This is a genomic window from Streptosporangium sandarakinum (assembly GCF_013409935.1).
GTDB lineage: Bacteria > Actinomycetota > Actinomycetes > Streptosporangiales > Streptosporangiaceae > Streptosporangium > Streptosporangium nondiastaticum.
This window is the reverse complement of the sequence record NZ_JACCCO010000003.1, coordinates 526,477-545,351: the sequence shown is the minus strand read 5'-3', so window position 1 is coordinate 545,351 and position 18,875 is coordinate 526,477. Positions and strand designations below refer to the sequence as shown.

The following is an 18,875-nucleotide window of genomic DNA, read 5'->3' as shown; positions in this document are numbered from 1 at the left end:
CTTCACCGTCATGAGGCGCAGCCTCGCCGGTCCTCGGTGATCCGGGTGCGCTGCGGATGGACCAGCGGCTGCACCGGGACCACGGGAGTCTCGGCGGAGACGGGTTCGGCCAGCTCGAACTCCAGCGTCCTCGTCTGCCGGGGGGCGAACTCCACCAGGGTGGAGTAAACCGGGTGGGACCGCTCCTCGTTCCGGGTGACCGGTACGCGCTCGCCGTCGAGCCACACCGCCCTGACCTTCGTGCCGACCGCCGCGTAGAGCGACACCCATGACAGGTTGGCCCCGGGGGCGTGCCGGTCCCGCGTGGAGTCCAGGCGGTTGGTGACGTAGGAGGGCAGCTCTCCCCTCGGCACGTCGTTGGTGAGCCGGATCCGCACCTCGCTGAGGCGCAGCCCGATCCCGCCCAGGCAGCGTCCCAGCTCGTAGCCGACGGAACGCTTCAGGTAGTAGTCGAGCTTGCCGCCGGCCGAGTTGTTGACCACCAGTCCGGCGAAGGGCCCCGGCCGCTGCGGCAGCACGCCGCCGACCGGCGTCGCGGCCAGGAGCCGCTGCTCGTCGTCCCGGCGGCTCCACACCTGGATCCTCCGCTCCCGGACCATCCGGGTCATGACCGGCAGCAGTCTCACCGGGTCGGTGAACGCGGCGGGCAGTCTCCGGCTGACGGCGGCGGCGATCCCGATGAGGAACCTCTTGCGCGCCGCGGGGTCGGGATAGCGGGCGTAGGCCTGCCGCTCGGTGAGGTCGACGACGTTGGCGGCGGTCACCGCCTCGCCGCCGGGCAGGGTGACCGGGCCGATGAGTTCCAGCAGGTAGGACAGGCCGACCGGGTCGGTCGCGATGGCGCCGTCCAGCCGCAGGTGATGCCGCCGTTCCCACAGGCCGGTCCAGGCGGCCGCGGCGTAGGGGAAGTGGGGGGAGAGGTTGGAGACGGACAGCAGCCTCGTCGCGTACGGCCCGTAGTGCTCCCGGAACCGCGCTCCGTGGTCGACGACGGGGACGGGGCTCGCGATGGTTCCCGTCCGGGCGGAGAACCGGCCGGCGCGGATCTCGCCCGCGTCGGCCGTCAGGATCCCGAACGCGCCGACCATGCCTCCGGTGCCCCGCGCCTCGGCGTTGGTCTGAAAGGCCAGGAAGTAACGCCGCGGGCCGTGGCCGCCCAGCAGCGGGGGCAGCAGGGCGGCCGCCGTCGCCGCGTCGCCGAGGCCGTCACGCAGCCGGTCGATCTCCCGCAGGGCGGTGCTCCGCGCCCGGTCCAGTTCGTCGACTCCGGTGCCGGCCGGGGTCGCCGCCAGGCGGGCGCCTGCCCGCCCGAGCCGGGTGACCGAGTCGTTCAGAACCGGCGCCGCCCCGTCGAGCGCCGTCAGCAGGCGTCCCGTGTCACCCGTGCGGGTCCCGGCCGTGAGGACCGCGGCGCCCGCCTGCCGCACGTCCGCCAGGACGTCGGTCAGCTCCACCGCGCTCTCGGCCAGTCCCCGCACGGTCGTCGCGATCCCCCCCACCACCGGGGCGTGCGCGATCAGCGACCAGTCCGGGCCGCCGGTGAGCCTGCCCGCCTCGGCGGCGTGCCATCGGGCCTCCCGCAGCGGCCCGGCCGTCAGCTCCAGGTCGCCCGAGGCCGCCACCGTGCGCAACCGGAGAAGCGCGTTCCTCGTCGCCTCCAGATGATCCCGGGCACCCAGGCCGAGATGAGCCGCCCAGCCCCCGGCGGGCACGGTGACGGCGGTGAGAGCCAGCAGGCTCATCACTGCTGTCCGGCGATGTCTCCTATCCGGCATCGGAGGATCGGCGACGCCTCACGGAGAGCAGGATGCCCGTCGCTCCCACGGCCAGCAGGCCGCCGCCCGCAGCGGCGATGAGCCCCACGGGCGCCCCGGTGAACGGCAGTTCCGCGGCCTGGCTGCTCACCTGTTTCCGCGCCTCGCATCCCGGGCCGCACCCGCCGCCCCCGCAGCCCCCGCCGCAGTCGTCGTCATCGTCATCGTCGTCGCCGTCGCCGCCGCCGAGACCACGGGTGGGATCGAATCCGTCTCCCGGCGGGACGTCGTCCGCGGCCTTCGTCGGCCTGACCAGCAGGTCCAACGGATCCTCGTCCTCGTCCTCCGCGTCCGGGTCCCTTTCGTTGGCGTTCGCCAGCGCTTCCAGCAGCGCCGCGTCCGCCAGGTCGTCGAAGAAGTCCCCCGGCCCGAAAGGACGCGGCGGGTAAGGCTGCATCTCATGACTGGGCGGCTGCGCCGCCGAGGCGGCGGCCACCGCGCCGGCGGTCCCTAAGACGGGCGCGCCCGCGAGGGCGGCCGCCAGCAGGATTGGCACGGCGTGTCTTCTGGTCATTCCGAATTCCCCCGTATCGTCGATCCAGGCCCCGGTTCCACCGTCGGAACACGAGCGACATGTCCCCGCAACCCGTTATATTCGCCCAGACATCACACGAACGGCGCGGCCCGCGGCGCTTGCCGAACGATCGGCGGTTGTTCTCCGTTATTTGACGGTCGGCGGGACCACGCGCCGGCTCCGGGAGGCGGCGCGCTCCGGCGGGACGGGACGCGCGGCGGCGTGATCTCTAGACTGCGTGCATGCCCACCGCACTGATCACTGGCGCGACGGCCGGCATCGGCGCCGCGTTCGCCCGCCGCCTGGCCGCCGACGGCTTCTCACTCGTCCTGGTCGCCCGCGACGAGGAGCGTCTGCGCTCCTCCGCCGAGACCCTCCACCGCCGCTACGGCGTCAAGACCGAGGCGCTGCCCGCCGACCTCGCCCTCGACGAGGACATCGCGAAGGTCGAGGAACGGCTGCGCGAGGGGGTGGACCTGCTCGTCAACAACGCCGGCTTCGGCCACCCCGGCTCCTTCCTCGACGTGCCGGTGGCCGACGAGGTGCGGATGCTGAAGGTGCACTGCGAGGCGGTGCTGCGGCTGACGCTGGCGGCGCTGCCGGGGATGCGCGAGCGCGACCGCGGCGCGGTGGTCAACGTGGCGTCGGTGGCGGCGTTCTTCACCCGCGGCACCTACAGCGCCTCCAAGGCGTGGGTGGTGAACTTCAGCGAGTCCACCGCCGCCGAGCTGACCGGAACCCGGGTGCGGGTGATGGCGCTGTGCCCGGGGTTCGTGCGCACCGAGTTCCACGACCGCGCCTCGATGGACACCTCCGGCATCCCCGGCTTCCTGTGGCTGTCGGCGGACAAGGTGGTGGCCGCGGCCATGCGCGACCTGGCCCTGGGGGCGCGGGTGAGCGTGCCCGACATCCGTTACAAGGTGATCGTCGGGGTCGGCAGGCTGATCCCCCGTGGCCTGACCGGCCAGGTCTCCCGCCGCCTCGGGCGCCGCTAGGTTCTGTTCCCCGGGGTCGCGGGGCCGCCGCAGACCGACTCCGTGACCCCGGCTTCGGCTCCGTGACCCCGGCTCCGGGCTCCGGCCCGGAGCCGGCCGGCGGACACGGAAGGGCCCGTGCCACGGGAGGGGGTCGTGGCACGGGCCCTTTCGGTTCACCGGGGGTGGACGGGAGCGACCCGCCGGGGGCGGTCAGACGCGGGCGTTGGCCGGGTGCCCGATCGCCAGGCCGGAGGACGGGTCGAAGAAGTGCAGGTTGTGGGTGTCGACGACCAGCTCGATGTTCTGGCCGGGGCGGACGTGGCTGCGGGAGTTGACCCGGGCGGTCCACAGCGACTTGTCGCCCACCAGCGGCAGCGTCGCCTCCTCGTCCTCGCCCGCGTCGGCGGCGGCGACGGTGTCCTGGTGCTGGACCGGCGGGGCGTCGATGAGGAACAGCACGTTGATCTCGGAGCCCAGTTCCTCGGTGACCTCGGCGCGGACCGGCAGCCGGGCCCAGCCGCCGGCGTGGCCGTTGGCGATGACGGCGTCGTCGAAGTCCGAGGGGCGGATGCCCAGGATGAGCGTCTTGCCGATGTACTGGTCCAGACCCGGCTTCTCGGTGAAGGTCTCCTGCGGCACCGGGAGATTGAAGCCGGCGAAGGCGACCGAGGCTCCGCCGTCGCCGCGCACCAGCTCGGCGTTGACGAAGTTCATCGACGGGGAGCCCATGAAGCCCGCGACGAACAGGTTGACCGGGTTGTCGAAGAGGTTCTGCGGGGTGTCGACCTGCTGGAGCAGGCCGTCGCGCAGGACGCAGACGCGGTCGCCGAGGGTCATGGCCTCGACCTGGTCGTGGGTGACGTAGACGGTGGTCACGCCGAGCCGCTCGTGCAGGGTGTTGAGGGAGGCGCGCATGGAGACGCGGAGCTTGGCGTCCAGGTTGGACAGCGGCTCGTCCATGAGGAAGGCCTGCGGCTCGCGCACGATGGCGCGGCCCATCGCGACACGCTGGCGCTGACCGCCGGACAGGGCGGCCGGCTTGCGCTTGAGGTACTGCTCCAGGCCGAGCATCTTGGCGGCCTCGTTGACCCGCTTGGAGATCTCCGCCTTGGGCATCTTGCGGAGCTTCAGACCGAAGGCGAGGTTCTCCTCGACGGTCATGTGCGGGTAGAGCGCGTAGTTCTGGAAGACCATGGCGATGTCGCGGTCCTTCGGCGGCAGGTGGTTGACCACCCGGTCGCCGATGATGATCTCGCCGCCGCTGATGTCCTCGAGTCCGGCGATCATGCGAAGCGCGGTGGATTTGCCGCAGCCGGAGGGGCCGACCAGCACCATGAACTCGCCGTCCTTGATCTCAAGGTTGAGGCTGTTCACGGCTTTCACGCCACCCGCGTAGATCTTGTCGACGTTCCTGAGAACGATGGATGCCATCACAGTCCTTCGCGCCTCGGGCCAACCCCGCGTTCACCCGATGTGGATACGTTTTCATGCATCTCATCGGAACCGGGAATCCCTGTCAAGGGTTTGTCCCGATTTCAGCTTGTCCGGAGCCCCGAAGACGCCGCTCCGCACTGGATCGAATACGGAAAACATGATGGAATCGTTTCCATGAGCATGCGTCGTACGACCATCAAGGACGTCGCCGAGGCGGCGGGGGTCGGGGTGGCCACCGTGTCGCGGGTCCTGTCCGGCGGCTCGGCCAGCCCGGAGACCAGGGAGCGGGTGCTGACGGTCGCGACCCAGCTCGACTACCGGCCCAGCGCGCTCGGCCGCAACCTGCGCCAGCGGCGCTCCGGCGGGATCGGCCTGCTGGTGCCCGACGTCACCGACAGCTTCTACGGCCGCCTGGCCGACGGCGTGCTGGCCTGCGCCCGCTCGGCCGGCGAGCCGGTGATCCTGGGCGCCACCGGCGACGACCCCGAGCGCGAGGCCGAGATGGTCGGCATGCTGCTGGAGCAGGGCGTGGACCGGATGATCGCGATCCCCTCCGGGAGCGGGGAGATCTGGGAGCCCACCCTGCGCACCGGACTGACGGCGGTGTTCGCGCACCGGGTTCCGGCCGGGCGCGGCGACGTGCCCGCCGTCCTGGCCGACGACCGGGCGGGTGTGCGGACGGCGGTGGACTACCTGACGGGGCTGGGCCACCGCCGCATCGCCTACCTGGGCGGGCCGGGGCAGGAGCAGCGCGTGGCGGCCTTCCGCGAGACGCTCGGCCCCCTGGTGGACGAGGAGCTCCTCGTCTTCGCCCGCGGCAGCCGCGACTCCGCCTACGCCGCCGCTGCCGGGCTCCTCCAGCACCGCCCCGACCTCACCGCCGTTCTCGCCGGGGGCAACCTGCTGGGCGAGGCGGCCGTGCTCGCCGCCCGGGAGCTGGACCTGCGGGTGCCCAGGGACCTGTCGCTGATCATGTTCGATGACGTCCCCTGGGCCGAGCTGTGCGCTCCCCCGCTGACCGTGATCGCCCAGCCGGCCCAGGACATCGGGTACCGGGCGGCCGAGCTGGTGCTGCGCGGGGGCGCCCGGCGCCCCCGCGGCGTGCTGCTGCCGACCGAGCTGGTCGTGCGGGGCAGCTGCGCCCCTAGAGGGACTTCTCGATCGCCGCGATGACGGCGGGGTCGCCGGGCTCGACGCGGGGCCGGAACCTCGCCAGCACCTCCCCCTCCCTGGAGACCAGGAACTTCTCGAAGTTCCACTGCACGTCCCCGGCCTCGCCGTCGGCGTCGACGGCCGTGGTCAGCGCGGCGTAGAGCGGGTGCCGGTCCTCGCCGTTGACGTCGGTCTTGGCCAGCAGCGGGAAGTCCACGCCGTAGGTGGCCGAGCAGAACTCCCGGATCTCCTCCGGTCCGCCGGGCTCCTGGCCCATGAACTGGTTGCACGGCACCCCGACGACGGTCAGGCCCCGCTCGCGGTAGGCGCGCTGGAGCTCGACGAGGCCGGCGTACTGGGGGGTGAGCCCGCACCGGGAGGCCACGTTCACGACGAGCACGGGCCCGTCACCGGCCAGCTCACCGAGCGTGGTGGGGGCGTCATCGAGCGTGCGAACGGAAATATCACGAATTCTCATGATCTGCAGCTTATTCCTGCTGTCACATTCAAGAGTTATGACGCCCGCTTTGGGAAATGTGACACAGCTCATAGGCGATGCGCTCAGCCCCTCGCCGATATCTTGATCGAACTCTAACGGATCTTTGACATGGATCTTGACTTTCCCTGTCGGCTTGGCCGGCCCCGGGGGCGCTGCGGCATCGTGTCGACGTCCCCAGCCAGACGAACCAGACGAAAGGGATATGCCTATGCCGACGCTCCGCCGTACCGGTGTCCTGCTGGCCTCCTCGGCGCTGGCCCTCAGCGCCGGGGTCGCCACCCAGTCCTCCCCCGCCCTCGCCTCGGCCACCCACACCTCGGCGCAGGCCAACAAGGCCATCGGCGCGTCCATGGTCGCGGCGCGGGGATGGAGCAGGGCGCAGTTCGGCTGCCTGAGCCTGCTCTGGGCGAGGGAGAGCGGCTGGAACCACCGGGCCAGCAACCGCTACTCCGGCGCCTACGGAATCCCCCAGGCCCTGCCCGGAGGGAAGATGGCCAGCTCCGGGCGCGACTGGCGAACCAACCCCAGGACCCAGATCAAATGGGGTCTTTCGTACATCAAGCAGCGCTATGGCACGCCGTGCGGAGCATGGACGCACTTCCGCTCCCACGGTTGGTATTGATCCAAACCCCATCCCGGGCTGATCTTCATCCCTTCCCCCCGCATAGCGGAACGGCGGCCGGCAAGAAAGCCGTCGCCGAACCGCCCGGGTACCGACAAGAACCCGCAAACATCCTTCCTCCGCGCGCCGCAGTCGGCGACCGGCGCTCTCCGCGCGTACTAGAAAGCGCCGTAGAGAGATCGCCGCGGGCCTCATGCCGGAATCGGGCCGGCGAGACCGCGCGGGCCTCCGCATCCGAGCCACGGGTGCCGGAACGTCGAGCGGCGGGGGAGCACCGTCTCCCCCGCCGCCTCCCGCACGCGGCCGGCGAAGAAGGACTGATGTGGACAGTTATCGCGTTCTGCGTAACGCAGTTGTGACCATGCTCGCCACCTCCACCATGGTGGGCCCGGCGGCTATCGGGTGGGCCGAGGAGCTCGCGGAACCCGTCCTGCGGAAGCAGGCCGGGGCGATGATGCACCGCGGCACCTGGTTCACCCGGGCCAGGCCCGTCAGGGTCGCCGCGAGGACCGCCAGCAGCAGGAACAGGGCCATCGCCTTCCGCCTGCTGGCCCGGCGCGCGTGGTCCTACGACCAGTTCCGATGTCTCGACAGCCTGTGGACCCGGGAGAGCGGCTGGAACCACCAGGCCCACAACCCCTCCTCGGGCGCCTACGGCATTCCCCAGGCCCTGCCGGGCTCGAAGATGAGCGGCAGCGGCGGGGACTGGCGGTCGAACCCCGCCACCCAGATCCACTGGGGGCTGCACTACATCAAGAGCCGTTACGGGACGCCGTGCGGCGCGTGGGGTCACTTCCAGGCGAGCAACTGGTACTGACGCACGGCGCGGAGTGCCCAGGGGAAGGGAGCACTCCCGCCGGCGACGGACCGGAGGACCGCGGAAAGGACCGTCCGGCCCGGCGGACCCACCCGAACCGCCGGAGCCGTCCGGACCACCGGGACCGTACGGACCGCCGGAACCACCCGGACCGGCGGGACCGTACGGACACCTGAGCCGGACCACCGGCGCCCGGGGCTCACGAGGCCCCGGGCGTCACCCCGTGCCGTACGGCTTCAGCTGCACGGCGATGGCCTGGATGAGCATCTCCAGGCCGAACTCGAACTCCGCCTCGTGGTCGCAGTCGGCCAGTGGCCCGGCCAACCCGCTGACCTGTGGGAACAGCAGCGGATCGGCGTCGGCCACCGCGATGTCGGGGCGGTGGACCGGGGCGAACGTCGGGGTCACGCCGACCTCGCGCAGCAGCGAGCCCACGATGTAGGCGATGAACACCCGCAGGACGCGCACGGCCTCCCGCCCGCCGAATCCGGCGTCGCGCAGCGTGGACAGAGCCCGCTCCACCGGCAGCAGCCCGGCGGTCGAGCTCAGCTGGCGGCTGACCACCACCATGGTGCAGCGCGGGTAGTGGTGGGCGATCTGCCGGAACGCCCGCGCCTGCATCCGCACCCGGTCGGTCCACTCGGCGTCGGGGTCGTCGGTGAACTCGATCTGCGAGAGCACGGCCTCGGCCACGCCGTCCAGCAGGGCCGACTTGCTGGGCACGTGGTTGTAGAGCGACATGACGCCCACGCCCAGGTCCGCGGCGATCCTGCGCATGGACACGGCGTCGGCGCCCTCGCGCTCGATCAGGTCGATGGCGGCGGCGACGATGCGCGGGCGGGACAGCGGCTCGGCGGGCATGGCGTCATTGTCTCCTCTCCTGGCGCGCGTCCGTCTCCTGGCACGCGCGTCCGTCTCTTGACGCGCGCGCGGCACGGGTGCCAGTCTCGCAGTGTACGTACGGTGTACGTCCCTGGAGGCCAGATGTCGACGCACGACCTGTACGCGATCCCCGCCGAGCTTTCCACGTGGGACGTCGAGGCGGCCGGAGCCGCCCGCTTCACGTGGGAGTACGACGAGGGCCGGGACCGCATGCTCGCCCTCTACCAGAAGGGCAAGGACAAGCAGTGGGACTCCGTCAAGCGCATCGACTGGGACCTTGAGGTCGATCCGTACGACGTGCTCGGCGTCCCCGACAACACCATCGCCATCTACGGCACGCCGCTGTGGGACAGGATGGACGAGAAGCAGCGCAAGGACGTCCGCCTGCACAACGCCTCCTGGCAGTTCTCCCAGTTCCTGCACGGCGAGCAGGGCGCGATGATCTGCTCGGCGCGGATCGTGGAGTCGGTCCCCGACCTCGACTCCAAGTTCTACGCCGCCACCCAGACCATGGACGAGGCCCGGCACGCCGAGACCTACGCCCGCTTCCTGCAGGAGAAGGTCGGGCACGCCTACCCCATCAACCCCCACCTGAAGGCGCTGCTGGACAGCACGCTGAGCGACTCGCGCTGGGACATGCCCTACCTCGGCATGCAGGTGCTCATCGAGGGCCTGGCGCTGGCGGCCTTCGGGGTGATGCGCGACATCACCACCAAGCCGCTGCCCAAGCAGATCCTCGCCTACGTGATGCAGGATGAGGCCCGGCACGTGGCCTTCGGCCGGATGGCGCTGCGCGACTACTACCGCCAGCTCAGCGAGACCGAGCTGCGCGAGCGCGAGGACTTCGTCATCGAGGGCTGCTACCTCATGCGCGACCGGCTGCGCGGCCGGGAGACGTGGGAGACCATCGGCCTGAACAAGGCCGAGGTCGCCCAGGCCATGGAGGCCGTCGACCAGTCGGAGTACATGAGGCTGTTCCGCTCCCTGCTGTTCAGCCGCATCGTCCCCTGCGTCAAGGACATCGGCCTGTGGAGCCCGCGCCTGCAGCAGGCCTACGCCGACATGGGGGTGCTGGACATGGCGGGCCAGAACCTGGACGCGCTCATGAGGCAGGACGAGGACATCGCCGAGCGGCTCGACGCCGAACGGTTCGCCGCCGAGGAGACCGAGCGCCGCGACGAGGTGGCCGAGACGGTGGCCCTCGGCGGCTCCTGACCGCCACTCCCCGCCGGCCGGCGCCCTCCTGCCCGGCCGGCGTCCTCCCCGCCCGGCGGCGCCGTACGGCGGGCGGAACCCGGGCGGCGCCGTACGGCGCCGCCCGGGTTATGTTCCGTGATCATTGAACGCTGAGCGCGGCTCGCGCACGGGCCTTCGATCCCCGCGCCGCGCGCGGACCGACCACTGAGATCCACCTTGCCATCGACGGGCGCGGCCCGCCGATGGCCTTTGTGCCCGGCGGCGGAGACACCAACGACCGCACCCGGTTCACCGCCGTGCTGGAGGCCGTCCCGGCGCCGCGAGCCGGCCAGGATCTGCGAGCCGGCATCGAGGATCCCAAGGAGTGTCCCGCCCGCGCCGAGTGGGCCGAGGCTCGCCTCCAGCCATCGCCTCCCTATTGCCACTTGCTGGCAATTGCAACTTATGTGCAGAATGTGGTGCTTTCACGCATGTTGATCGTTCGACCTTGAACCTCCGGAGACTCACCACATGAGCCGCCCGCCCCGCATCACCCCGACCGTTGGCGACGACGCGCCGCTGAAGGCGGTATCCCGATCATGAGAAGGCTGCTCGTCCTGGTGGCGGCTCTGACACTGACCGCCTGCTCATCGGCTCCCGCCACTCGGGAGACCGGCCGGGAGGCCGGGCAGGCGGCGGCGCCGCAGGCCGGTTTCCCGGTCACGGTGGAGAACTGCGGACGCAAGCTCACGTTCGACAAGCCACCCGCCAAGGTGGTGACCGGCTACCACCCCGCCCTGGAGACCCTGCTCGCCCTCGGCCTGGGCGACCGGATCGCCGGGCGCACGAACTTCTCCGAGAGCCCGTTCCTGCCGGGGCAGAAGGAGCAGTACGTCAAGATCCCGGAGATCTCCGACACGATCATGCTGCCGCAGAAGGAGGTCATGCTCGCCCAGGGCGCGGACTTCGTCCTGGACAACGCGATGGCCGGCTTCGACGCCGCCGGCGGTTACGCCACCGTAGAGGAGCTGGACGCGGCCGGCTCCCCGGTGTACATCCTGGGCGGCTGGTGCAGCCCCGAGGAGGTGCTCGAGTTCACCATCGACGACACCTACGCCGACCTGCGCAATCTCGGCTCGATCTTCGGTGTCCCCGACCGTGCCGACGCGCTGATCAGCGAACTTCGGGGCAGGCTCGCCGACGTCACGAAGCGCGTCGCCGGCCGCACCCCGGTCAAGGTGCTGGCCGCCGACGGCGGCAGGGGCCCGGTCAACGCCTACGGCGGCGCGGGCATCACCAACCAGATGATCACCGCCGCCGGCGGGACGAACGTGCTGGCCGACGTCAAAGGCGACTACACCGAGGTCAGCGCCGAGAAAGTCAGCGCGGCCCAACCCGAGGCCGTCCTGATCAGCGACTACGCCACCCTGCGCGGCGAGGACATGCCGAGCTCGCCGGCCAAGGCCGCCGAGGTCTTCGCCATCGCCAGGAACAGCCCGGCCGCCAAGGACCAGCGCTACCTCGCGCTTCCGGTGGCGGCCCAGCACCCCGGCTACCGCAACATCCTGGCCATCGCCGACATCGCCCGCTTCCTGCACCCCGACGCGTTCACCCGGTGACCAGCGCAACCCGGCAGAGCCCGGCACAGACCGGGCTCGTGCCGAAGAACCGCCGCGCGAGCGGGTTCCTCCTGCTCATCGCCGCGCTCGCCGTCGCCGTCGTCGCCTCGACCTGGCTGGCGGTGAGCATCGGCGCGGTGCACGTCGCTCTGCCCCAAGCCTGGGGCATCGTCGCCGACCGTCTCCTCCCCGGCGTCCTGACCGACGGGGCGCCGCGCACCTGGACCCCGGCGCAGGAGCAGATCGTGTGGGAGTTCCGGCTGCCACGCGCGCTACTGGCGCTCCTGGTCGGGGCCGGGCTGGCGGTGGTCGGGGCGGCGCTGCAGGCCCTGGTACGCAACCCGCTGGCCGACCCGTTCCTGCTCGGCATCTCCTCCGGCGCCTCGTTCGGCGCGGTGCTCGTGCTGATCCTGGGCGCCTCGGCGCTGGGCGGGCTCTCACTGTCGGCCGCGGCCTTCGCCGGATCCCTGCTGTCGCTCGCCCTGGTGTACGTGCTGGCGCAGCGGTCCGGCCGCCTGTCCCCGTCCCGGCTCGTGCTGGCCGGGGTGGCGCTGGCGTACCTGTTCCAGGCCGCCTACAGCTTCGTCCTGCAACTGGCGCAGAGCGGCCGGGCCGCCCAGCAGGTGCTGTTCTGGCTGATGGGCAGCCTCGGCGGTGCCCGCTGGCACATGCTGCCGCTGCCGGCCGTCGTCCTCGCCGCCGGGGTGACGTACCTGCTGCTGCAGCACCGCCCACTGAACGCGCTCGCCGCCGGAGAGGAGACGGCCGTCTCGCTCGGCGTGAACGTGCACCGCTTCCGCCTGACCCTGTTCGTGCTGACCTCGCTGCTGGTCGGCGTGCTGGTGGCCACCAGCGGCGCGATCGCGTTCGTCGGCCTGATCGTGCCGCACGCCGCCCGGCTGCTCGTGGGCGCCGACCACCGCCGCGTGCTGCCCGTCGCCGCTCTGCTCGGAGCCGTGTTCCTACAGCTCGTGGACATCGCCGCGCGCACCGTCAACGCGCCGCAGGAACTGGCGCTCAGCATCGTCACCGCCCTGTTCGGCGTGCCGTTCTTCCTGTGGCTGCTGCGCCGCCGCTCCGTGGACCGGGCGGTGAGCGTCACGTGAAGCTCGACCTGCGCGGCGTGTCCGTCGCGCTCGACGGCCACCCGATCGTGCACGAGGCCGACCTGCTGGTGGACGACGGCGAGTTCGTCGGCCTGGTCGGGCCGAACGGCTGCGGCAAGTCCACCCTGCTCCGTTCGATCTACCGGGCGCTGCGCCCTGCCGCCGGGCTCATCGCCGTGGACGGTGACGACGTGCACCGGCTGCCCGCCCGCCAGGCCGCCCGGCGCACCGCCGTGGTCGCCCAGGAGACCCCGGCCGACCTTGACTTCACGGTGGCCGAGATCGTCTTCATGGGCCGCACCCCGTACAAGGCCGACGCCGCCGCCGACGAGGAGCTGTGCGCGCGGGCTCTGGAACGCGTCGGCCTGGCCGGCGCCGCCGAACGGATCTTCGCCACCCTGTCCGGCGGGGAGAAACAACGCGTCCTCCTCGCCCGCGCCCTGGCCCAGCAGACCCGTCTGCTCCTGCTGGACGAGCCCACCTCCCACCTCGACATCCGCCACCAGCTGGAGATCTTGCATTTGGTGCGCGAGCTGGGCATCGCCACCCTGGCCGTGCTGCACGACCTCAACCAGGCCGCCGCCTTCTGCGACCGCCTCTATGTGATGAACGCCGGCCGCATCGTGGTCGGCGGACCACCCGACCGGGTCCTCACCCCGGAGCTGGTCTGTCAGGTGTACGGCGTGCGCGCCGTACACCGCACCCAGCTCGTCTTCGAGCGAATCAAGGAGGAGCGGTGATCCCCCGGCTGCTGGCCCTGTCGCCGTCCATCCGGTGGCGCCTGGCAGGGCTCGTGCTGTTACTGCTGTCCATCACGGCCACCTACGTCGGCCAGGGCGTGCTCGTCGCCCAGGCCCTGTCCCGCATCTTCGCCGGGCACGGCGCAGGCTCGATCGCCTGGCTCGTCGCCGTGGTCGTCGCCCTGCAGCTCGTCCGCAGCGCCGCGCTGGCCGTGCGCGAGCCCGTCGCGCTGCGGGCCTCGGGCGCCGTCAAGGCCGAACTGCGCCACCGCCTGACCGCCAAGCTGCTGCGGCTCGGCCCCGCCCACGCCCAGCGCGGACGCACCGGCTCCGCGCAGACCGCTCTTGTGGACGGCATCGAGACCGCCGACGCCTACATCAGCAGATTCCTGCCCCAGGTGATCGCCGCCGTCCTCGGCGCGGTCGCGGTGACCGCGTATCTGTTCGTCCTGGACCCGCTGGTCGGCGCCGTCGTCTTGGCCTGCGCGCTGCTCATGCCGGTGCTGCCACTGGTGTCGGACCGCGTGCTGCGGGACCGCAACGCGGCCTGGTTCCGCGGCTACAAGGACCTGTACGCCGAGAACCTGGACGCGCTGCAGGGCATGGCCACTCTCAAGGCGTTCAACGCCAGTGGCCGCCGCGGTGCCGAGCTGGCCCGCCTGGCCGAGCGGTTCTGCCGCGACTCGATCCGGCTCATGGCCATCGTCGTCGGCTACGTCGGCGGTGTGGCGTTCATCATCGGCCTGGGCACCGCCGTGGCGCTCGGCACCGGGGCACTGCGGCTGGCCGCCGGCGAGCTGACCGTCACCGAACTGCTGCTCATTCTGCTGCTCACCGCCGAGAGCTTCCGGCCGCTGAAGGAACTGGAGGCGGCCTACCACTCCGGCCACAGCGCCGTCCCCTCGCTCAAGGCCGTCTTCGAGATCCTCGACACCCCCGAACCCGCGCAGGGCACCACCCCTCTCGACCTGACGGGACCACCCTCGCTGACCTTCGACGACGTCCTGTTCAGCTACCCCGGCCGCGACCGCCCCGCCCTCGACCGTTTCACCCTCGACATCGCCCCGGGCGAACGCGTCGCCCTCGTCGGCCGCTCGGGAGCAGGCAAGACCACCGTCGCCTCCCTGCTGCTGCGCTTCTTCGACCCCGACGCAGGGCGCGTGAGCGTCAACGGCGTCGACCTCCGCGACCTGCCCCTCGACCGGCTGCGCGCCCTGGTCGCCGTGGTGTCCCAGGACACCTACCTCTTCCACGGCACCGTCCGCCGCAACCTCGCCCTCACCCGCCCCGACGCCACCGCCGGCCAGCTCGAAGCCGCCGCCCGCGCCGCCCAGGCGCACGACTTCATCGCCGCCCTGCCCGACGGTTACGACACCGTCGTGGGAGAGCGCGGCCTGAAGCTGTCCGGCGGCGAACGTCAGCGCATCGCCATCGCCCGCGCCCTGCTCAAGGACGCCCCCATCCTCGTCCTCGACGAAGCCACCTCCGCCGTGGACGCCGCCAACGAGGCCGCCATCCAGCACGCGCTGGACACCCTGTCCGGCGGCCGGACCACGCTGATGATCGCCCACCGGCTGTCCACCGTCCAAGGCGCCGACCGGGTCGTCGTCATGGCCGACGGCCGCATCCAAGAGGCCGGGCCACCTGGCGAGCTCCTGGCCGGTCAGGGCGCCTACGCCCACCTGGTCGCCGCGCAGAACGGAGCCACCCGATGACAGCCGCCACCGCCGTCGCGCCCGGCCGTCCCGGCGGGTCCCGGTTTCGGCCCATCCTGGCCCTGCTCGGTCCGCACCGGCCCCTGCTGCTGACCGCGATCGTCAGCGGCGTCGCCCACCATCTGGTCGTCCTTGCCTCCGCCGGTGTCGGCGCGTGGGTCGTCAGCCGCGCCATCACCGGAGCCGCACCCGACGACCTGCGTGGCGGCCTGATCGTTCTCGGCCTCCTCCTGCCCTTCCTGGCCCTCACCCCGTGGCTGGAGTCCCACCTCGCGCACATGGCCGCCTTCCGCGTGCTGGCCGACGTCCGCGGCCGCGTCTACGCCGCCTTCGAACGCCTCGCCCCCGGCTACCTCCTCCAACGCCGCTCCGGCGACCTCGGCGCCGCCGCCATCTCCGACGTCGAGCAGCTGGAGCTCTGGTTCGCCCACACCCTCAGCCCGCTGATCAGCGCCGTCACCGTCCCCGTCGCCGCGCTGAGTGCCCTGGCCGTCTTCCATCCCGCCCTCGCCGCAGCCCTCGCGCCCGCTCTGATCCTGCTCGCCCTCCTACCCGCCTGGCTGCGCAAACGGGCCGCCGCCCAAGGCGCGAAGCTGCGCGCCGAACTCGGCGAGTTCAACGCCGAAGCCGTCGACACCCTTCAGGGCCTGCGGGAGCTGCTCACCTCCGGCGCCGGAGCCCGCCAGCTCGACCGCCTCGGCGAACAGAACCGGCGGCTCCTGGAGGCCAAGCTCGCCCACGGCCGCCGCTCCGGCCTCGAACACGCCGCCACCAACGCCGCCACCACGCTCGGCATGCTCGCCGTGCTCGTCACCGCCGCCCTGCTGACCTCGGCGGGCAGCCTGCAACCGGCGTTGTTCCCCGTCGCCGTCGTCCTGGCCGCCACCACCTTCGCCCCGGTCATCGCCGTCACCGACGTGGCCCGCGACCTCAACCTCGTCATCGCCGCCGGGGACCGCATCATGACCATCCTGAACACCCCCGCCCCGGTCACCGACCGCGTCACCACCCCACCCTCCGGCCCCGTCGAGCCGCACGTCCGCTTCGAGGCGGTCCGTTTCCGCTACGCCCCCGACCTGCCCGAAGCGCTCGCCGGCGGCACCTTCGACATCGCCCCCGGCGAGACCGTCGCCCTGGTCGGCCACTCCGGAGCGGGCAAATCCACCTGCGCCAGCCTTCTCATGCGCATGTGGGACGTCACCGCCGGCACGATCACCATCGGCGGCCACGACATCCGCGACTTCCCCCAGGACGATCTACGCCGCCTGATCACCCTCGTCCCCCAGGACGTCTACCTGTTCAACATCCCGCTGCGTGACAACATCCGCCTCGGCCGCCCCGAGGCCACCGACGAAGAGGTGGAGACCGCCGCCCGCGCCGCCCACGCCCACACGTTCATCGCCGGCCTGCCCGACGGCTACGGCACCCTGCCCGGCGAACTCGGCGCACGCCTGTCCGGCGGCCAGCGCCAGCGCATCGCCATCGCCCGCGCCCTCCTCAAGGACGCCCCCATCCTGATCATGGATGAGGCCGTCTCCAACCTCGACGCCGAGAGCGAGCAAGAGGTCGCCGCCATGACCGCGGCCCGCCGCGACCGCACCACCCTGGTCATCGCCCACCGTCTGTCCACCATCCGCACCGCCGACCGCATCGTCGTCCTGGACGACGGCCGGGTCGCCGAGATCGGCACGCACGCCGAACTCCTCGTCACCCGTGGCGCCTATACGCGGCTCCTCGCCACCCAACTCGCCGGCTGATCGCATCAGGCGTCACCACCCGCTACGGCAAGCTCGCTTGCCGTCACCACCTGGCCGTGACCATCGCCTGCCTGCCGCCATGGCTCAGATGATCCACGAAACGGGTCCTAGCGGGTGAGGACGAAACCGATCGCGCCGGCGGCGACGGCCATCGTGCCGAGCCAGGCGATGACGGCGTCGGCGCGGTCGTCGAGGGGCAGGCCCTCGTGCAGGGCCCGCTGAACACGCCGGTAGCGGACGCCGATGCGGGACAGCAGCAGCGCCCCGCAGAGGGCGGCCAGGACGAAGGGGACCGCGACGACCGGCTGGACGCCGGCGCGCAGGACGATCCCCCCGGCGCCCAGGCCGCCGACGGCGAGCGTGGCGGCGGTGCGCATCCAGGCCAGCCGGGTGCGCTCGTTCTGCAGTCCCTCGTCCCACAGGTTGTCCATCGGGTCACCTCCGGCGCGGGCTCCGGCCTCCGGCGCGGCGGGCACCGTCAGCGGCCCAGCAGGATGAGGATCAGGGCGAGCACCGCCACGACGGCCACGCCGTACCCCAGGATGGAGGCGAGGGCCGGAGGCGGGAGCGGGGCGGCGTTGCGCAGCGCGTGCTGCACGCGGCGCCAGCGCGGGTAGGCCATCGCGGCCGACACCGCCGACAGGAACACCAGGACGACGGCGAGGGTCGTCCGCATCCAGGGCACGAAGACGTCCTCGGGGACCGCCGCCATGGCGACGCCGCCCGCGCTCAGCGCCAGCGAGGTGCTGAGCCAGGTCAGAAAGGTACGTTCGTTCGCGAGCGTGAACCGGGGATCCGGTTCGTGACCAGGGGCCTTCATAGAATCGACGGTATTTCCCCGATATTTCCCATAGAGAACTCGGGATCCCGTTGTGGCCCCGCCGGGAGGTCTCCGCCGCGGGAACGGCGGGTTCCCGGGCGACCCGCAGGCCCCCGGGAGGCGGCCCCGCAGGCCCTCGGGAGAGTGGCCCGGCTGGTTCCCAGGCGGTCCGGCGGGCCCTCGGGAGGCGGCCCGGCGGGTCCCCCGCGGTGGGCGGGGCGGACGGGTCAGGAGCAGGCGGAGCTCAGCTGCTCGACCCAGCGCGCCGAGTCGGCCGCGGTCTTCTGCGCCGCGTCGACGGCGCTGTTGACGTCGGTGACGTTCACCTTCCGCAGGTCGGCGGCCACCCCGTCGGCGGCCTCCTTCAGCGTGGTGTTGGCGGCCTGGTCCGCGAGGTCGCCCAGCTTGGCGGCGCCGTCGTTCAGCGCCTTCTCCAGCGCGGCGGGGTCGTCGGTCAGGCCGGAGACCTTGCGCACCGTGTCGGTGACGATGCCGGTGGCCTGCAGGCACTGCTGCGCCTTGTCGACGCCCTGGCTCACCTCCTGCAGTTCGGAACATCCCGTGGTGACCAGAACGGCGGCCAGCGCGGCGGCGGCGAGAGCGGGGACGCGTCGCGTAGGGGGTCGCATGCCCAGACCCTACCCGGCGGATCCGCACGGCGAGCGGCACCGCGCGGACACATGTCCCACCGGACCGGCGGGGAGGGCCGACCGGCGGGGACCACGACCGGCGGAGACGGCCGACCTGCGGAGGCCGCCGACCTGCGGGGACGGCCGACCTGCGGGGACCGTACGATCGTCCCTCGGCGGGGCCGCCCGGCCGCCGCCGGACGCCCCGGGCGGGGGTCGTACGATCTCCGTGAGGCGTCCTGAACTGGACCAAGGGGGGAAAATGACCGACTGCGAACACCTGACCGGGGCCGGGGACCCGTCCCCTCGCACCACCGAGGGGTGCGAGGAGTGCCTGAGGACCGGCATGCGCTGGGTCCACCTGCGCAGGTGCCTGGACTGCGGGCACATCGGCTGCTGCGACTCCTCGCCCGGCCGGCACTCCACCGCCCACTTCCGGGAGACGGGCCACCCGGTCATCGCCTCGTTCGAGCCGGGCGAGACCTGGCGGTGGTGCTTCGTCGACGAGATGCTCGGCTAGGTTCCGTTCCGTGGATCGTCCCGTCCGCCGCGGCCGCGCGGGCGGAGGTCCACGGAACGGAACCCGGAGCGCGCCCCGGTCC

General features: G+C 72.1%; 18 protein-coding genes and 1 pseudogene. 11 read left to right on the top strand and 8 right to left on the bottom strand.

What is annotated here, in order from left to right; all coding sequences use genetic code 11:
• Positions 1–8 precede the first annotated feature (8 nt).
• Together HDA43_RS28885 and HDA43_RS28880 are read right to left on the bottom strand one after the other, a co-directional pair.
• Positions 9–1,742, bottom strand: a complete 1,734-nt coding sequence (locus tag HDA43_RS28885; RefSeq protein WP_179827238.1) for a DUF4012 domain-containing protein — start codon at positions 1,740–1,742, stop codon at positions 9–11.
• Positions 1,743–1,764: 22 nt separating this feature from the next.
• A complete protein-coding gene (locus HDA43_RS28880) occupies positions 1,765–2,328 on the bottom strand; it encodes an LPXTG cell wall anchor domain-containing protein (protein ID WP_179827236.1) in 564 nt (187 codons plus the stop codon).
• Positions 2,329–2,570: 242 nt separating this feature from the next.
• Here HDA43_RS28880 and HDA43_RS28875 point away from each other — a divergent pair, with 242 nt between their 5' ends.
• A complete protein-coding gene (locus HDA43_RS28875; RefSeq protein WP_179827234.1) occupies positions 2,571–3,323 on the top strand; it encodes an SDR family NAD(P)-dependent oxidoreductase in 753 nt (250 codons plus the stop codon).
• 192 nt (positions 3,324–3,515) lie between these two features.
• Here the strand turns inward: HDA43_RS28875 and HDA43_RS28870 are convergent, their stop codons facing one another.
• Complete coding sequence (locus HDA43_RS28870) at positions 3,516–4,736, bottom strand: ABC transporter ATP-binding protein (protein ID WP_179827231.1); 1,221 nt, start codon at positions 4,734–4,736, stop codon at positions 3,516–3,518.
• Positions 4,737–4,913: 177 nt separating this feature from the next.
• Between HDA43_RS28870 and HDA43_RS28865 the strand changes: the two genes are divergently transcribed.
• Positions 4,914–5,912 (top strand): LacI family DNA-binding transcriptional regulator, encoded by a 999-nt coding sequence (locus tag HDA43_RS28865; protein ID WP_179827229.1) that lies wholly within the window; start codon positions 4,914–4,916, stop codon positions 5,910–5,912.
• On the opposite strand, the gene HDA43_RS28860 is transcribed toward HDA43_RS28865, so the two are convergent.
• Positions 5,884–6,369 (bottom strand): glutathione peroxidase, encoded by a 486-nt coding sequence (locus HDA43_RS28860; protein WP_179827228.1) that lies wholly within the window; start codon positions 6,367–6,369, stop codon positions 5,884–5,886. The genes HDA43_RS28865 and HDA43_RS28860 overlap by 29 nt on opposite strands.
• Positions 6,370–6,598: 229 nt before the next feature.
• Here HDA43_RS28860 and HDA43_RS28855 point away from each other — a divergent pair, with 229 nt between their 5' ends.
• Together HDA43_RS28855 and HDA43_RS28850 are read left to right on the top strand one after the other, a co-directional pair.
• On the top strand, positions 6,599–7,012 hold the full coding sequence (locus HDA43_RS28855; RefSeq protein WP_376770528.1) for an aggregation-promoting factor C-terminal-like domain-containing protein: 414 nt from the start codon (positions 6,599–6,601) through the stop codon (positions 7,010–7,012).
• 322 nt (positions 7,013–7,334) lie between these two features.
• Entirely contained in the window at positions 7,335–7,829 is a 495-nt protein-coding gene (locus HDA43_RS28850; protein ID WP_179827224.1) for an aggregation-promoting factor C-terminal-like domain-containing protein, read from the top strand.
• A 216-nt stretch (positions 7,830–8,045) separates the two neighbouring features.
• On the opposite strand, the gene HDA43_RS28845 is transcribed toward HDA43_RS28850, so the two are convergent.
• Entirely contained in the window at positions 8,046–8,690 is a 645-nt protein-coding gene (locus tag HDA43_RS28845; protein ID WP_179827222.1) for a TetR/AcrR family transcriptional regulator C-terminal domain-containing protein, read from the bottom strand.
• Between the two features lie 123 nt (positions 8,691–8,813).
• Between HDA43_RS28845 and HDA43_RS28840 the strand changes: the two genes are divergently transcribed.
• From HDA43_RS28840 to cydC, 6 genes and pseudogenes are all read left to right on the top strand, one after another.
• Entirely contained in the window at positions 8,814–9,926 is a 1,113-nt protein-coding gene (locus HDA43_RS28840; RefSeq protein WP_179827220.1) for a ferritin-like domain-containing protein, read from the top strand.
• Positions 9,927–10,486: 560 nt separating this feature from the next.
• The gene (locus tag HDA43_RS28835) at positions 10,487–11,506 is read left to right on the top strand and encodes an ABC transporter substrate-binding protein (protein ID WP_179827218.1); all 1,020 of its coding nucleotides are present in this window, start codon (positions 10,487–10,489) and stop codon (positions 11,504–11,506) included.
• Entirely contained in the window at positions 11,503–12,612 is a 1,110-nt protein-coding gene (locus tag HDA43_RS28830) for a FecCD family ABC transporter permease (protein WP_312873591.1), read from the top strand. The genes HDA43_RS28835 and HDA43_RS28830 overlap by 4 nt, the downstream gene beginning before the upstream one ends.
• Positions 12,609–13,352: an ABC transporter ATP-binding protein gene (locus HDA43_RS28825; RefSeq protein ID WP_179827216.1), complete on the top strand. Its 744-nt coding sequence runs from the start codon at positions 12,609–12,611 to the stop codon at positions 13,350–13,352. Before HDA43_RS28830 ends, HDA43_RS28825 begins: the two co-directional genes overlap by 4 nt.
• A pseudogene (locus HDA43_RS28820) lies at positions 13,349–14,827 on the top strand (ABC transporter ATP-binding protein/permease); the annotation flags it as partial. The gene HDA43_RS28825 and the pseudogene HDA43_RS28820, both read left to right, overlap by 4 nt.
• 236 nt (positions 14,828–15,063) lie before the next feature.
• On the top strand, positions 15,064–16,824 hold the full coding sequence (cydC, locus tag HDA43_RS28815) for a thiol reductant ABC exporter subunit CydC (RefSeq protein ID WP_179827212.1): 1,761 nt from the start codon (positions 15,064–15,066) through the stop codon (positions 16,822–16,824).
• A 107-nt stretch (positions 16,825–16,931) separates the two neighbouring features.
• Here the strand turns inward: cydC and HDA43_RS28810 are convergent, their stop codons facing one another.
• The 3 genes from HDA43_RS28810 to HDA43_RS28800 all read right to left on the bottom strand — a co-directional run bounded on the left by HDA43_RS28810 (position 16,932) and on the right by HDA43_RS28800 (position 18,273).
• Entirely contained in the window at positions 16,932–17,255 is a 324-nt protein-coding gene (locus tag HDA43_RS28810; RefSeq protein WP_179827210.1) for a DUF202 domain-containing protein, read from the bottom strand.
• Between the two features lie 47 nt (positions 17,256–17,302).
• Complete coding sequence (locus HDA43_RS28805; RefSeq protein ID WP_179827208.1) at positions 17,303–17,644, bottom strand: YidH family protein; 342 nt, start codon at positions 17,642–17,644, stop codon at positions 17,303–17,305.
• A gap of 227 nt (positions 17,645–17,871) precedes the next feature.
• Positions 17,872–18,273 (bottom strand): DUF8711 family protein, encoded by a 402-nt coding sequence (locus HDA43_RS28800; protein WP_179827207.1) that lies wholly within the window; start codon positions 18,271–18,273, stop codon positions 17,872–17,874.
• Positions 18,274–18,535: 262 nt separating this feature from the next.
• Between HDA43_RS28800 and HDA43_RS28795 the strand changes: the two genes are divergently transcribed.
• Positions 18,536–18,793 carry a ubiquitin carboxyl-terminal hydrolase 14 gene (locus tag HDA43_RS28795; protein ID WP_179827206.1) on the top strand — a complete coding sequence of 86 codons (258 nt, stop codon included), beginning with the start codon at positions 18,536–18,538 and terminating at the stop codon, positions 18,791–18,793.
• The last annotated feature ends 82 nt before the right edge of the window (positions 18,794–18,875 follow it).